At 44.3% G+C, this 13,870-nt stretch carries 15 protein-coding genes and 1 pseudogene; 14 read left to right on the top strand and 2 right to left on the bottom strand.

The features are described from left to right. Positions 1 to 74: 74 nt before the first annotated feature. From ACLM7Z_RS12160 to ACLM7Z_RS12145, 4 genes are all read left to right on the top strand, one after another. Positions 75 to 611, top strand: a complete 537-nt coding sequence (locus tag ACLM7Z_RS12160) for a hypothetical protein (RefSeq protein WP_435645209.1) — start codon at positions 75 to 77, stop codon at positions 609 to 611. A 71-nt stretch (positions 612 to 682) separates the two neighbouring features. After that, positions 683 to 1,945 carry a DUF6070 family protein gene (locus ACLM7Z_RS12155; protein ID WP_435645208.1) on the top strand — a complete coding sequence of 421 codons (1,263 nt, stop codon included), beginning with the start codon at positions 683 to 685 and terminating at the stop codon, positions 1,943 to 1,945. Positions 1,946 to 1,978: 33 nt separating this feature from the next. Continuing rightward, positions 1,979 to 2,194, top strand: coding sequence for a hypothetical protein (locus ACLM7Z_RS12150; RefSeq protein ID WP_435645207.1), 216 nt, complete (start codon positions 1,979 to 1,981; stop codon positions 2,192 to 2,194). Between the two features lie 140 nt (positions 2,195 to 2,334). Continuing rightward, complete coding sequence (locus tag ACLM7Z_RS12145; RefSeq protein ID WP_435645787.1) at positions 2,335 to 3,132, top strand: hypothetical protein; 798 nt, start codon at positions 2,335 to 2,337, stop codon at positions 3,130 to 3,132. A gap of 37 nt (positions 3,133 to 3,169) precedes the next feature. Here ACLM7Z_RS12145 and tnpA read toward each other — a convergent pair. Together tnpA and ACLM7Z_RS12135 are read right to left on the bottom strand one after the other, a co-directional pair. Beyond that, positions 3,170 to 3,292, bottom strand: a pseudogene (tnpA, locus tag ACLM7Z_RS12140) (IS66 family insertion sequence element accessory protein TnpA); the annotation flags it as partial. Positions 3,293 to 3,464: 172 nt separating this feature from the next. Then, positions 3,465 to 4,256: a recombinase zinc beta ribbon domain-containing protein gene (locus ACLM7Z_RS12135; RefSeq protein ID WP_435645776.1), complete on the bottom strand. Its 792-nt coding sequence runs from the start codon at positions 4,254 to 4,256 to the stop codon at positions 3,465 to 3,467. 229 nt (positions 4,257 to 4,485) lie between these two features. On the opposite strand from ACLM7Z_RS12135, the gene ACLM7Z_RS12130 reads away from it, so the two are divergent. The 10 genes from ACLM7Z_RS12130 to ACLM7Z_RS12085 all read left to right on the top strand — a co-directional run bounded on the left by ACLM7Z_RS12130 (position 4,486) and on the right by ACLM7Z_RS12085 (position 13,805). Next, a complete protein-coding gene (locus tag ACLM7Z_RS12130) occupies positions 4,486 to 5,067 on the top strand; it encodes a restriction endonuclease subunit S (RefSeq protein WP_435645206.1) in 582 nt (193 codons plus the stop codon). After that, positions 5,064 to 6,650, top strand: coding sequence for a type I restriction-modification system subunit M (locus tag ACLM7Z_RS12125; protein WP_435645205.1), 1,587 nt, complete (start codon positions 5,064 to 5,066; stop codon positions 6,648 to 6,650). The genes ACLM7Z_RS12130 and ACLM7Z_RS12125 overlap by 4 nt, the downstream gene beginning before the upstream one ends. Before the next feature lie 91 nt (positions 6,651 to 6,741). Continuing rightward, a complete protein-coding gene (locus ACLM7Z_RS12120) occupies positions 6,742 to 6,879 on the top strand; it encodes a hypothetical protein (RefSeq protein ID WP_435645204.1) in 138 nt (45 codons plus the stop codon). 3 nt (positions 6,880 to 6,882) lie between these two features. Beyond that, positions 6,883 to 8,133: a restriction endonuclease subunit S gene (locus tag ACLM7Z_RS12115; RefSeq protein ID WP_435645203.1), complete on the top strand. Its 1,251-nt coding sequence runs from the start codon at positions 6,883 to 6,885 to the stop codon at positions 8,131 to 8,133. Then, positions 8,073 to 8,462 (top strand): DUF4160 domain-containing protein, encoded by a 390-nt coding sequence (locus tag ACLM7Z_RS12110; RefSeq protein ID WP_435645202.1) that lies wholly within the window; start codon positions 8,073 to 8,075, stop codon positions 8,460 to 8,462. The genes ACLM7Z_RS12115 and ACLM7Z_RS12110 overlap by 61 nt, the downstream gene beginning before the upstream one ends. Positions 8,463 to 8,695: 233 nt before the next feature. Then, positions 8,696 to 8,929 carry a DUF2188 domain-containing protein gene (locus ACLM7Z_RS12105; RefSeq protein ID WP_435645201.1) on the top strand — a complete coding sequence of 78 codons (234 nt, stop codon included), beginning with the start codon at positions 8,696 to 8,698 and terminating at the stop codon, positions 8,927 to 8,929. Positions 8,930 to 8,999: 70 nt separating this feature from the next. Beyond that, positions 9,000 to 12,131 carry a type I restriction endonuclease subunit R gene (locus tag ACLM7Z_RS12100; RefSeq protein ID WP_435645200.1) on the top strand — a complete coding sequence of 1,044 codons (3,132 nt, stop codon included), beginning with the start codon at positions 9,000 to 9,002 and terminating at the stop codon, positions 12,129 to 12,131. A gap of 1 nt (position 12,132) precedes the next feature. After that, positions 12,133 to 12,846 carry a M48 family metallopeptidase gene (locus ACLM7Z_RS12095; protein WP_435645199.1) on the top strand — a complete coding sequence of 238 codons (714 nt, stop codon included), beginning with the start codon at positions 12,133 to 12,135 and terminating at the stop codon, positions 12,844 to 12,846. An 86-nt stretch (positions 12,847 to 12,932) separates the two neighbouring features. Then, positions 12,933 to 13,139 carry a winged helix-turn-helix domain-containing protein gene (locus ACLM7Z_RS12090; RefSeq protein ID WP_435645198.1) on the top strand — a complete coding sequence of 69 codons (207 nt, stop codon included), beginning with the start codon at positions 12,933 to 12,935 and terminating at the stop codon, positions 13,137 to 13,139. A gap of 156 nt (positions 13,140 to 13,295) precedes the next feature. Further along, positions 13,296 to 13,805, top strand: a complete 510-nt coding sequence (locus tag ACLM7Z_RS12085; protein WP_435645197.1) for an IS630 family transposase — start codon at positions 13,296 to 13,298, stop codon at positions 13,803 to 13,805. Positions 13,806 to 13,870: the final 65 nt, after the last annotated feature.

Below are 13,870 nucleotides of genomic sequence, written 5' to 3'. Positions count from 1 at the left end.
CACCCGGCTGCTGACAGCTTACCTTTAAAAAAGAAATCTTACATTTGTAAGAAATGATATACAAGGAGATAAACATGAATAACAATGATGTCATCTTTCCGATCATAAATAATAAAAGTTTACAGAGAGAAGATTTTGTTGAATGGGCAAACGAAATTTTTTATACACGGATAAAAATCCCATTTATTATTGTGATAAGCTTTTCGATCTTATTTTATGCAATCGTTTTGGTGTCATTGGTTCTGGGTATGAGGATCGTATCATTTTTTTATATTGCCGAAGTGTCTGTTTGTTTGATTATTGCCTTGTGCTTTCGATTTCTTATACCGAAAGCATTCGGGCAATGGCGCTATAGCCAATCCTGTTTAGCGAATCAAGACAGCAGCAGTCATCGAGAGGTTTTCTTTTATGAAGATCATCTGGAGCTTAGGGCAGGAGCGGAAACGCTTACGAGACTTTCCTATGCACTCATCAAAAAAATCTCTTTGTCAGAACATCTTTTTATTATCGTTTTTCCTAAACGGGTAAACTGTATTGTTCGTCTTGATGGGTTTTCTGAAACTGATTTTAAAATAATACAAGCGCAGATTCACAGAGAAATAGAAAAATAGAGGGAAACCGGGATGCCAATACCGGTCACGCAAAACGATTTAAAAGAATTTACCTCGAAAGGGAGAAGTTTATGAGATTTCGCAGTTATACAAATAAAAGAGGAACAATAATAAAATGTTTCATGAATGGAACGCTGTTGTTGTTGATGCTTGCAGGGTGCGGCACAGTTTCTGAATTAGAGACAGAAACAGAGACAGGGAGTTCGGATGTAAATGCTGCTGCAGAGCAACAGATTGTGGAAAAGGAAGATGCAGACATTGAACAATTGAAGGGAAGATGTCAGGAGATTGCTTTAACCTGTCAGGGATTATTTTTTGATGCAGAGACAGAAGAAGCAGATAATTTTTCAAATAGTACATTGCTTACGCAAGCTGCTGTTGACAGCATTGAAGATAAGCTTGCAAATGCGGGTTATCCAATTATGAACTCTGATAGTAAATATCCAAGTTATCTGGAAAATGCAGAGGGCTTATCAGAATTTTGGAATTTTGTCAATCATGATGAAAATGCACAGCAGGAAATTATTACAGTATCATCCTATGGGCGTCTTTACTACTATATTTTTCAATACATAAATGGAGAAAAGAAGTATATTAGTGCAACAATATCATGGAATGAGAACGATGAGCTTGTTATAGATGAAATTACAAAACAATCTGTTCTGGATTGGGGAATTACAAATGAAGGAGATTTCTATTATCAGATTATAGAACTGGACAGACATTGGGATGCATATAATTTAATACGGCTGAAACCGGTTGATCATACGTTATATGATCTCAATGCCGAATATATAATCCCTATTGGGTATATCAACAAAAATTTGTTTTTGGTTAATTGGAGTGATACAGATTTTAGTAATCTTTGCTTCAATGACTTGTTTGAATATCTATATAAGAAAAAGACAGGCGACTATTTTTATCCTGAAGGATTTGAATTTCATGAGGATGCTTACTGGATTTCAGCAGATTTGTTTGAAGATACCATTTTATCCTATTTTAATATTTCACTTAATGAATTTAGAGCAAAGACGTTATATGATGATGAAAGTGAAACTTATCCATGGCAGGAAGTAAATGTTGACAATGTCTCATATTTTCCAACTCTTACGCCAGAAGTAACAGAATGCAGAGAAAATGAAGATGGCACATTTACATTGGTTGTAAATGTCATGTGCTTGGATATGAAAGCAGATCCATTATTTACGCATGAAGTAACGATCCGTACTGATGGAAATAAAGATTTTCAGTATATTGCAAATGAAATCACATATACAGGTGATTATGAATTGCCAGACAGCAAACCCAGAATGTCTGTACAGTGGGAGAGATGAATGAAAGACTAGACTTTAACAGCATAATATCACTTGAAGTCAGATACAAGTGCAACGACTGTTTCCAACGGCAAGATAACCGCGGTAGAAACAGACATAGCAACGATTACCGCAAAAATTAGCAATATGACCTTCTCCACGGCGCACCTTATCTTTTCTGATCTCACTAAGGAGCTTTTGCAACTCGGGCCTGTCGGTATTCTTTCCAGAATAGCCCTTGTTCTTGAAAATCCGGCAACTGATATCTGATGATTTTCTTAAATACGATTTTAAAGCTGACAATTCTTTGGAAAATGCGTTACAGACATGTTTTTTTCTCTCTAAAATACTTGAATTATAAAGTCTGTGATACAATACTCCTGCAGAATAAAAAAACAGGAGGCGTACATATGAAATGCAAAATTTGTGGAAAAAACGCAGAGAAAAGAATACAAATTCGAAGAGGATATCTTTGTCAGAGCTGTTTTGATAAACTACCAGACAGTGTAAAGGCGAATGCAAAGAATGTTACAACGAAACAACTCAAGAAATTGCTTAGGATTGTTCATGAACCTTCTGAACCAGCAAAATTGCAGATCGGTTTTATGTACCTTGGCATGTCATCATTGTGGCTGCACGGCAGAGCAATCAGAATAGAGGATATCAGGAATATCTCATGGCATTTTCATCCGATCAGGGCGGAGGAAAAAGGAAATATATGCTATGGAGTTGTTGGTATTGTGATAGAAACAAGACAGCCCTATTTTGTACTGGAGGAGCCGTTATATGATCATGAGATCAGGGCTGAATATCATATCAGCGGACATACGATTACATATTCGCTGCCATTGATGCTTGAAATCATAATAATGGATATCCGGAAGGCGATTGAAACAAAACAAAATGATTTTTCAGCAGTCATTCATAAATGCAGCAAAAGAGAATATTCATATCATCATCACAAGAATCAAAGCAGATCGAATTCACATTCAGACAGATCAAGACATAATCAGACTGGCTCTGGAAAACCGGATGTATTACGAAACGCAAGAAATCTATATGGATTGCAAGATGTGTTTACCAGAGAGCAATTAAATCGAGAAAAACGAAAATTAACGAAGAAGTATCATCCGGATATCTGTCATGATGAGAACGCAAAAGAAATGATGCAGATGGTGCTGACATACTACAAATTATTGCTGCCATAAGCTGTACCAACGAAGGTTGATTCTGATGCATTGCCGCCTCGCGAAGCTTTCTCAACCAGTAATAATAACTCTTTATCGATACTCCGTTTTGCTCACAAAATTCCTTATTGCTTAAACCGCTCGCTTCACATTCCTGAATAATCTTTGCCCATTCCCGCATTCGATACTGACTGCGTACCTGTATCACTTCTGACATGTTGATCCCTCCATACTTTAATTACTCGAAAAACTCACCTGGAGTTTTTCGACTTTTTAAAGTATTATCCCACGATTTAGAGTCTGGGAATAGGCGTACGATTATTTTGCACTTACGTTTTGTCTGTGTATTCTGTTTACGCTTCAACTTCTATCTGAAGACCGGATTTCATCTCCACCACGATCTTTTCATCGAAAATCGTAATCTTCTCAACCAGTCTCCTTGTAATGGTGTCGCTGTACTCTGTTAACATTGTCGGCATCTCATCCAGAAAGGAGATCATGTCGTTCATTCGCTCCTGCAGGTCGCTGCGTTCTGCTGCCTCGGTAAGGATGTTCTGGCGTTCTGCCCTTAATCCATCAATCTGGTCTCCCAGTGCTTCTATTGCCGCCTCATCACCGGACACCGCAATCATCTGTGCCTGCAGCTCGGCAAGTTCCTTATCTGTCATTGTCAATCGATCTTCCAGGTCTCCGAACACCGTGGACTCAATGTTCTGCTTCAGAAGTGCCGTTACAATGTTCCTTCTTGCGTAGGCATCATTGACCGCCGTGACGATTGCACCTTGCAGAACGTCCTCTTTTATTGTTCTTGCGGGGCAGTCAAAGTCCACATCTTTCTTGAGAACTCTGCTGACGCATCGCCAGACCGTAAATTTGCAGCCTCGGTTGTTCCATTTCACCCGGCGGTAGATGTCTCCGCAGTGTCCGCAGAACACCATGCCGGAAAGTGCGTACTTGCTGCTGTAAACTCTCCGTTTGCCGTCAGGATTGAGATTGGCGCGGCGGGCAATCTCCGACTGCACCCTCATGAACACATCCTTATCGATGATGGCTTCATGGCTGCCTTCCACATAGTACTTCGGTCGCTGTCCATTGTTGATACTGCGCTTCTTGTCCAGAACACTGACCGTGTATGTCTTTTGCAGAAGGGCATCGCCTGTGTGTTAACCGCCAAAAATTATGTGGTTATTTGTACGGAGCGGTTAGTCACTCTGTTATCGAAAATTGTGAACCGATTACTATTGAAAAACAGAGTTTAAGTGCCGAATATATGTTAATTACCTATTCTGAAGCAAAAGTTACTCTTTAACTAAAAAATATATTGACAAGCGAAGTGGGCGGTGATATAGTATTATCGAAAGGAGGGGGATCGTGGTGAATTCTACCGAAAAGCGCCTTGGCGATGTGGCGGAGATTATGGCTGGCTTGACCGGCTTTGCGGATAAGGGTAAGTACAGGTACCGCGTAGTTCAGCCTAACAGCTTCACGGATACAGGGCTGATGAATGAAGTGGACATGCAGAGGCGAAGCGATGAAATTGCGGACAAACAGTTGCTGTCCGTAGGCGATATTCTGGTCAAGCGTCTGAATCCCTCGTTTGTGCATGTGGTTACGCTGGAATCCGTGGGCATGGTTGCATCGCAGAACATTCTTGTTGTTCGACCCAGTTACGAGATCGATCCCGACTATCTGGGTTGCCTGCTGGAACAGAAAGACATCCTTGGCCAGGTAGAACACGTGACCGGTAGTGCGGCGGCGATCAAAGCGGTGTCCGTCAAAAAGTTGGCAGGTATCACAATCCCGGTTATCCCTTTGCCGGAGCAGCGCAAGGTTGGTGCTATCTGGAAACTCAGCCGAAAGCGTAAGCAGCTTCTGAATGAATATATGACCGAAAACGACAGACTGGTGTCGTTGCTGGCTTCCCAAATTATTAATGGTGGAGGAAATGGAAGATGAGCAAGACTACTTCTCAGGATATTAAGGCGACGCTGTGGAAAGCGGCGGGAACCTTCCGTGGCACGATTGATGCCGCAAACTATAAGGATTTTGTCCTGTCCATGTTGTTTCTGAAATATCTGGATGACACCTATAAGGAATTCCTCAGAGATCTGGAAGAGCGGTACAAGGGCAACCAGATCCGCATTGAGCGTGCCAAAAAGAATCTGCCCTTCGTCCTAGGCGAGAAGGAACGGTTTGATTACCTCTATGAGAATCGCTTTGATCCCAAGATTGGCGAGATGATCAACACCGCACTGCAGGGCATCCAGGACAGCAATACTGAACTGCGCGGTGTGTTCCGCAGCATCAATTTCAACAGCGAATCCATGCTGGGCAATCCGCAGCAGAAGGTTACCAAGCTTCGCACCCTTCTGGAAGATTTCAAGCCTCTGTGCCTGGAGCCTTCTCAAATTGAAGTTGGCCCTGGCGAAGACCCTGCGTATGTGATCGGCGATGCCTATGAATATATGGTCGGCGAATTCGCTGCTGAAGCAGGCAAGAAAGCGGGCAGCTTCTTTACTCCGAGCATGGTCTCTGAACTTATGGGCATGATTACTGCTCCCCGGGCCGGTGACTCTATTTACGACCCCACTTGTGGTTCTGCTTCTCTGCTGATCCGTACCGCCCGTCAGGCTGGCAATCTGGATCAGGTAGCGATCTACGGTCAGGAAATGAATGGTTCTTCCTGGTCTATGGCCAGAATGAACCTGTTTATCCACGGTATCCATGTCAACCCCAACGATATTGCCTGGGGTGACACTCTGGCAAACCCTCAGCATCTGGATTCCGATGGCAATCTGAAGCAGTTTGATGTGATCGTGGCAAACATGCCATTCTCGCTGAATAAGTGGGCAGAAGGCTTCAATCCCGGTGGTCAGGAGGATGGCGGCAGCAATAAGGAAAAGAAGTTCAAGATGACTGCCAACCTGGATCGCTTCCACCGTTTTGACTGGGGTGTGCCTCCTGCAAGTAAGGGCGACTGGGCATTCTTGCTGCACATGCTCCATTCTCTGCGGAGCAATGGCCGCATGGCTGCGGTTGTACCTCACGGCGTTCTGTTCAGAGGATCTGCCGAAGGCCGTATCCGCCAGACTGTCATTGAGAAGAATCTGCTGGATGCTGTTATTGGCCTGCCTGCCAATCTGTTCTATGGTACTTCAATTCCTGCCTGCATCCTGGTATTTAAGAAAAATCGTGCCACAAGCGACGTGCTGTTCATCGATGCTTCAGGCAAGGATGCAGAAGGCAAGCTGAGATACCGCAAGGATAAGAACCAGAACAAGTTGGATCAGTGTCATATTGATGAAATCTTCCGTGCATATACCGACCGTGTGGATGTGGAGCGATTCGCCCATGTGGCTTCTTTTGAAGAAATCAAGGCCAATGAGTTCAACCTGAACATCCCCCGCTATGTGGACACCTTCGAGGAAGAAGAACTGATCGACATCGAAGAAGTACAGGGTAACATCGAGCGTATCAAGGCTGAGATCGCTGTGGTAGAAGCCCAGATGGCGCAATACCTGAAGGAACTCGGTTTATAAGCATTCACAAAACTACTACTTATTTGTGGAGACGGTAGGGGCTTGCATCCCACTCGCATTAACTTATATTAGAGCAAAGGAGATGATGCCAATGGCACAGTTTATGAATACCCATCTTATCCCCGCAATTACCAAGGCGGCATCATTTGCCGCATACTCTGTCGCGCTATTTACCACCGGCGATGCAAGCTTCGCTACCGCGCTACACAATTTACAGATAGAGGATTGAGTTATGGAAGAATCAATCAAAAAACGAATAGAGGCGGTTCGCCGTGGCGAGGTGCCGAAGGGATATGTCAAAACCGAGGCAGGAACGCTTCCCTCCGATTGGAGCAGCGCATTCTTATCGGCAATTTCGGATGTCTTGTCTGAACAAGCGGGGGATCGAGAATTTGAAACGCTGAGCATCTCGGCAGGTGTTGGATTTGTAAACCAAGCTGAAAAGTTTGGCAAGGAACTGTCTGGCAAGCAATATACAAAATACACAGTGCTTCGTAGAGGAGATTTTGCCTATAATAAGGGCAATTCGAAGCGATATCCGCAAGGCTGCACATATATGCTCAGAGAACGAGAGGAAGCGGCAGTTCCAAATGTCTTTGAATGCTTCAGAATTACTCAGGGACGCCCTGAATATTATGAGCAGCTTTTCATCAATGGTTTTATGAATAAGCAACTAACAAGGAAGATCAACCACGGTGTTCGGGATGACGGTCTACTGAATTTGACGGACGATGATTTTTACAGCACAGTACTTCCTGTTCCCTCTCTTGTCGAGCAGCAGAAGATTGCTGAGATTCTGGCAACCTGCGACCGAGTGATTGAATTGAAGCAGCAGTTGCTGGAGGAAAAACGCCGACAGAAAAAATGGCTGATGCAGACCTTGCTAGATCCCGATAGCACAGCTGTTGTTGAGAAACGTTTAGGCGATGTGTGTTCTATTAACGATTGCGGTATAGACGGGATCTCGGACGATAGCGAGATTTTCTACATTGATATCGCATCTGTAGATAATGGAAAGGTTCTGTTTCCCGAATTTACAGTTAAGCTACAGGATGCGCCGGTTCGGGCAAGACGTACGTTTAAACGCGGCGATATTTTAATGAGCACAGTTCGTCCATATCTTCACGCATTTGCGTTCGTCAATTTCGATGCAGATAATTACATTGCTTCTACTGGTTTTTCAATTCTGCGGGCAAAGAATGGCTTTTCATCGCGTTTGGTTTATCAGCTCCTCTTTACCAACGAAATGGACAAACAGTATAGTTCTGTATTAGTAGGCAGCAATTATCCAGCACTAAACACCAGTGATGTCGAGAACTTGATGGTGTGTATCCCTGCAAACTACGAAAAGCAAGAGGCTGTAGCTAATGCTTTGGAGGCTGCAGACCGACAAATAAGTCTGCTAAATTCCGAGATAGAAGCATGGCAACAAAAGAAAAAAGCCCTGATGCAGCTTCTGCTGACTGGACTTGTGAGGGTGTGAATATGACAGAGGAAGAGAAGAAGATATTCTTAGAGTGGGAGTTGTTTTTGAGAGATATTTCTCAATTTGTACAACTCGCCAAGACAAACGGTATTAAATATGAAGTCCGGACAGATGAGCAGAGCGGCCATCATAGGCCCCATCTGCACGTCTCCACATCAAGTGCATCCATGTCCGTGGCTATCGACAATGGAGATATTTTGGCCTGCAGTGGAAAGATTTCCCCTGCACAAAAGAAAATGGCACGAGAATGGATGGCGAAGAACAAGGACTTGGTCATAGAAAAGTGGAATACCTTTTCAAATGGACTCAAGATACCTGTTTCCTGATCTGGACTGCGTGTGAACACTTAATGGATCGCCGGTGTGGCGGCAACCGCACCGCTACCCATGAAATATAGCGAATCTAATGAAAGGTGGTGAGGCCTATGAGGGCGCAAAAAAGAACACTTAGATTGCGGCAACAATCCAAGTGTTCAGTATGGAATATAAGCAGACGACAATCAACTTATATGTGCTATTATAGCGCGCGGGCTTGACGAAAGTCAAGAGAAAGGCATTCAATGGCAAGAAAAGAACATCATATTGTCCCTAATTCCAACGGAGGTTGGGATGTGAAGCGTGAAAACGCAAAGCGCAGCAGTGGTCATTACGACACGAAGAAAGAGGCTATGGAAGCTGGCAGGAGGATGAGTATCAACCAAGGTACGGAACTGATTCCTCACCGCAAGGATGGTACCATCCAGAATCCCAACAGCCACGGAAATGACCCCTGTCCGCCGAGGGACAAGAAATAATCGGTACCAGGCCGGCAGGGCCTTAGCGCCCTGCTGTGCCTCTTTATCATATAGGTCGGAGGTATTCACTATGCCGAGTCATCATATTTTTAACGAGCGCCCAGAATCCCAGGACAGAGCATTGCGGGAACTGCAAGCCATGGGCTATCAATATATTCCCAGAGCGGAGGCCGAGCAGAAGCGCGGCCATTTGTCGCATGTACTGTTCCCGGATGTAATGCGGGAATTTTTGGCATCTCAGTCCTTTGTTTATCGGGGTAAGCAGACTCCGTTTCCGGATGATGCTATCGGTGAAGCGATCCGTGAATTGGATGCTCCCCTGGAGCGCGGTCTGATGTTCTCCAGCAAGGCAATCTATGACCGGCTAATTTACGGCAAGAGCTGCGATGTGCATCTGTATGACGGCAATACCCAGTCCTTCGACATTTCCTACATTGATTGGGAACACCCTGAGAATAATATCTGGCAGGTTACGGACGAATTTTCTGTGGAGCGTACCAACGGTAAATACGCTCGACCTGACATTGTTCTGCTGGTAAACGGTATTCCTCTGGTTGTGATCGAATGCAAGAAATCCAGTGTGGACGTGGAAGAAGGCGTAAAGCAAAACGTCCGCAACTGGCAACCTGACTATATCCCCCAGCTGTTCAAATTTACGCAGTTAGCAATCGCCATGAATCCGGAGTCCGTGAAATACGGTACAGCCGGAACGAAGCAGGAGTTTTACTGCAAGTGGCACGAAGAAGATGTGCAGTGGCAGGAAGAAGCAGCGAAACGCTATGTGGATGATGGCCACATCACTGAGCAGGACAAGGTGATCGTATCCATGCTGTCAAAAAAGCGGCTGCTGAATATTATTCGTTTCTTCATTCTGTATGATAGCGGCATTAAGAAGGTTGCCCGTTATCAGCAGTTCTTTGGTGTTGAAAATACGATGCGCCGTATCCACGGTGAGGATGGATGCAACAGCCGTGGCGGTGTCATTTGGCATACACAGGGTAGTGGCAAGTCCCTGACAATGGTCATGCTCGTGAAACGTATTATTGCAGACAGAACCATTGTAAACCCGAGATTTGTTCTGGTCTGTGATCGACTGAATCTGATCAAACAGTTACGGGATAACTTTGTCCACACTGGCATGGACCCCGTGGAAGCTACCACCGGACGTGGCCTGGTTTCTCTGCTGAAAGATAGCGGTAACACGCTGATCGCCACAACAATCAACAAGTTTGAAGCGGCTGCAAAATCCAGAACCAAGATCAAAGACGAGAATATTTTCCTTTTGATTGACGAAAGCCACCGTTCCCACACCGGTGAATTCCATAACATGATGAATGAGGTACTTCCAAATGCCTTCAAGATCGGTTTTACCGGTACACCTCTGCTCAGGAAGAATAAGAGCAACACATATCTGAAGTTTGGTAAGCAGATCGGACATTCCTATCGGTTTGAAGACGGTATTCGTGATGGTGTTATTGTTCCTCTGGTTTATGACGGACGTGTTATTCCTCAGGAGGTAACCAGTGATAGAATCGATGATTATCTGAAGAGCATTCTGGCACCGCTGACAGAACCTCAGAAGGAAGATATGCGCAGAAAGTGGAGTTCCTTCATGCATTTGGCGCAGACAGAACAGCGTCTTTCTATGATTGCCTTTGACATCCATGAGCATTTCCTCAACTACTGCAAACCCCGGGGATTCAAAGCAATGGCGGCAGTTTCAACTCGTGCGCTGGCTGTTCAGCTGGAGCATGCCATTAACGGTCTGGGTGGAGTGAAAGCGGCGGCGCTGATCTGTGATGATTCAGTTTCCACCGAGGGTGATGAGGGTGTCATCGGTAAAAATGACAAAGCGATTATCCGGGATTTCTTCAAAAAGGAAGTCGAACCCCGGTTCGGAACCAAGTATGATGATTACGAAGAATACGTAAAGAATAACATCATCGGCGGCGAAGATGTTGACATTGTGATCGTTCAGAGCATGCTGCTAACCGGCTTTGACGCACCGTCCCTGGGCGTGCTGTATGTAGATAAGCCGATGAAGGAGCATTCTCTGTTGCAGGCCATTGCCCGCGTTAACCGTATTGCGGCAGGAAAAGATTTCGGCCTGATTGTTGACTATTGGGGTCTGTTTGGCAATCTAAATAATGCGATGGAAATGTATAGTGACGATCAGTCTGGTTTGTCCGGATATGATCTCGCTGACATTGCAGAGTCCATTGCAACAGCAGCAGAGAGCCAGGAAAAACTGAAGCAAGCACACAAGGCGCTGTGGGACTTCTTTGGTAATGTATCCTTTGATCAGGATAATCCCAGAGCTTGGGTGGCATTCTTTGAGAGAGAAGAAACAGCAGATAGCGAGGCACTCAGAAAAGAGTTCTATGAGAAGCTGGCAGCATTCTCCAAGATGATGACTATGGCTGTAGGCAACTACTCCCTGTACCAGAGCATCGGTTTTGATCAGATGCAAAAATACAAGACAGATTTGCTGTTTTTCCAGAAGCTGCGTTCTGCGCTGATGATGGTATATGCAGAAAAAGTGGATTTCAGTAAATATGAGGATGGAATCAGAAGCCTGCTGAATACATTTGTTACATCTGAACCCGTTGAAATTGTTGTGGAGCCAGTCGCTATCCATGACAAAGCTGCTATGGACAAGCAGTTGGAAGAAGTGGAGGGCCAAAAAGCGAAGGCTGCATACATCCATACCCGTATTGTTTCGGAGTTGGAATCCAGGAGATACGAAGATCCTATGATGTTCAAGAAATTCTCTGAAAGAATCCGGGACACGATTGCAGAATACAGAAAGTCCAGAGATGAAAATGTGTATCTGGTCAGCATGAAGAAAATGGCCGATGATCTGCGGCAGGGTTTTACCGGACATTCTTACCCGTCTGCAATTGTGAATGATAGTGATGCAAAGGCTTTTTATGGTGTTGTGGCAGATACGCTGAAGCAGCATGGTAGAGAGGAACTGGAATTCGATGATGCTGTTGGCAAATTGGCTTTGGGCATGAAGCAGGCAGTGCAGGCTCTGGCTCGTGTCGATTGGAGAACCAGTACGCCAATCCACAAGAAGATGAACCAGGCTGTCGAGGATTTGCTGTGGGACTTCTGTGACGAGTTCGGCATTGATTTGCCAATCGATAAGATGGACCTTCTGATTGAGAATGCTATTAAGACAGCAATGAGCAGGTATTGATATGGAGTACTCAGTAACAGTAAAGGGAATAGAACTTCCTGTGGCGGTTTCCTTAAAGAAAATGAAACAGGTGCGGTTGAAAGTTTTTCCTTCCGGAGAAATAAAACTATCTGCACCGGATGGAACGCCAGAGTCCTGGATTAAGGAGTATCTTATAAGTAAAACACCCTGGATTGAAGAAAAACTGGACCTTTTTGTTCAAACAAAAGCAGTTGAAAAAGAGGAACACTTTGTTTCTGGAGCGTCCACTCGTATCTTGGGTAGACAACTGACAGTCCAGGTGCATGAGGCTAAGCGCAAACAAATTATTCGTGAAGATGGTGTGCTTCATATTTTTACCACCGAAACAGAGCAACACAAAATCGATAAACAGGTAAATAACTGGTGGCAGCAGGCATCCAAACGGTATTATCAGGATATCGTAGATCAGCTGTACCCAATCATCGAAAAGCATGGTGTTGAAAGACCTACGGTATGCGTGAAAAAGATGAGTACCTTGTGGGGTAGCTGTAGCAGAAAGAATCAGAAAGTGAATCTGAATTATTACCTGTATAAAGCAAGTGTTCCTTGTGTGGAATATGTGATTTTGCATGAACTGGCACATTTCCTGTATCCGTACCATAATAAGGATTTCTACGATTTCATTACGATCCACATGCCGGACTGGCAGGAGCGAAAAAAACAGCTTGATTACGAATTTGTATTAGGTATTTAGTATTCATCAGCTTGTATTATAGCAATCCAAATAAATAGTGCACTCTCTTGACAAAGGTATTATGATTAAATCAAGAGGTGATTATTATGTTGCACAACGAAGCCAGAAAATTGCTGATTGAGGCATGGAATAAAACACACAATGCAAAAGAAGTAGCCGAATGTTTTGGTGTAAATACAAGCACGGTCTACCGTTTGGTAAAGCGGATGAGAGAGACCGGTTCTGTTGAAACGAGGACTTCCCCTGCGTGGACGCAAACCTTCTCTGAGCCAGAAAGATATTCAGAATATTGACTGTTCGATCCAGCAACAGCCGGATATTACAATTAATAAGATTATTGATACACTCCAACTCCATGTAAGTGATGAAACGGTACGTAAAACAATTTTGAAGCTTGGATATGTCTATAAAAAGAAGTCTCTGCATGCTTCGGAACAGGAGCGTCCCCGATGTACAGCAAACCGGAAATTTGGGAGCAGCTTATACCGGAGAACGCCGCAAACAGCCTGATATTTCTTGATGAAAGCGGAGTCAACACAAATATGACAAGGCATTATGCCCGTGCCCGGAAAGAAAAACGAGCAATTGACAGCACTCCTGTCAATACGCCGTCCAATACTACCATTTTGTCTTCTGTCCGCATTACCGGAGAGACTGCATATACAATCTATCAAGGTGGAACGACAGCAGAACGTTTTGCGGAATATCTGAGTTCTACGCTTCTGCCAACGCTGTCTGAAACAGATATCATTGTAATGGATAATATGCGTTCTCATCATGCAAAGATTGTAAAAGAGCTATTGGATAAGGCCGGCATCCGGTATCTGTATCTGCCGCCATACAGTCCCGATCTGAATCCAATTGAGAATATATGGTCAAAACTCAAGGCCAATCTCAGAAAGCAAAAGATACGCCACATGAACGAAACCAACCAAAGCAATCGGATTGGCGAATGGTAGAAAATGCCCGCTTAATAGCTTCAGGAAGTTGTGCTGCAATACGTAGTGCAGTAATTTGTTGGATT

The sequence above is a fragment of the Butyricicoccus porcorum genome (assembly GCF_051246315.1).
GTDB classification, from domain to species: domain Bacteria; phylum Bacillota; class Clostridia; order Oscillospirales; family Butyricicoccaceae; genus Butyricicoccus_A; species Butyricicoccus_A porcorum.
Note: the sequence above shows the minus strand (reverse complement) of the source record. Positions and strands in the feature narration are given on the sequence as shown.

Bases quoted from the DNA above. Each gene is read 5' to 3' on its own strand.
- ACLM7Z_RS12160 (WP_435645209.1), top strand. From the start codon at position 75: ATGAATAACAATGATGTCATCTTTCCGATCATAAATAATAAAAGTTTA.
- ACLM7Z_RS12155 (WP_435645208.1), top strand. From the start codon at position 683: ATGAGATTTCGCAGTTATACAAATAAAAGAGGAACAATAATAAAATGT.
- ACLM7Z_RS12145 (WP_435645787.1), top strand. From the start codon at position 2,335: ATGAAATGCAAAATTTGTGGAAAAAACGCAGAGAAAAGAATACAAATT.
- ACLM7Z_RS12125 (WP_435645205.1), top strand. From the start codon at position 5,064: ATGAGCAAGACTACTTCTCAGGATATTAAGGCGACGCTGTGGAAAGCG.
- ACLM7Z_RS12120 (WP_435645204.1), top strand. From the start codon at position 6,742: ATGGCACAGTTTATGAATACCCATCTTATCCCCGCAATTACCAAGGCG.
- ACLM7Z_RS12115 (WP_435645203.1), top strand. From the start codon at position 6,883: ATGGAAGAATCAATCAAAAAACGAATAGAGGCGGTTCGCCGTGGCGAG.
- ACLM7Z_RS12110 (WP_435645202.1), top strand. From the start codon at position 8,073: ATGGCAACAAAAGAAAAAAGCCCTGATGCAGCTTCTGCTGACTGGACT.
- ACLM7Z_RS12105 (WP_435645201.1), top strand. From the start codon at position 8,696: ATGGCAAGAAAAGAACATCATATTGTCCCTAATTCCAACGGAGGTTGG.
- ACLM7Z_RS12100 (WP_435645200.1), top strand. From the start codon at position 9,000: ATGCCGAGTCATCATATTTTTAACGAGCGCCCAGAATCCCAGGACAGA.
- ACLM7Z_RS12095 (WP_435645199.1), top strand. From the start codon at position 12,133: ATGGAGTACTCAGTAACAGTAAAGGGAATAGAACTTCCTGTGGCGGTT.
- ACLM7Z_RS12090 (WP_435645198.1), top strand. From the start codon at position 12,933: ATGTTGCACAACGAAGCCAGAAAATTGCTGATTGAGGCATGGAATAAA.
- ACLM7Z_RS12085 (WP_435645197.1), top strand. From the start codon at position 13,296: ATGTACAGCAAACCGGAAATTTGGGAGCAGCTTATACCGGAGAACGCC.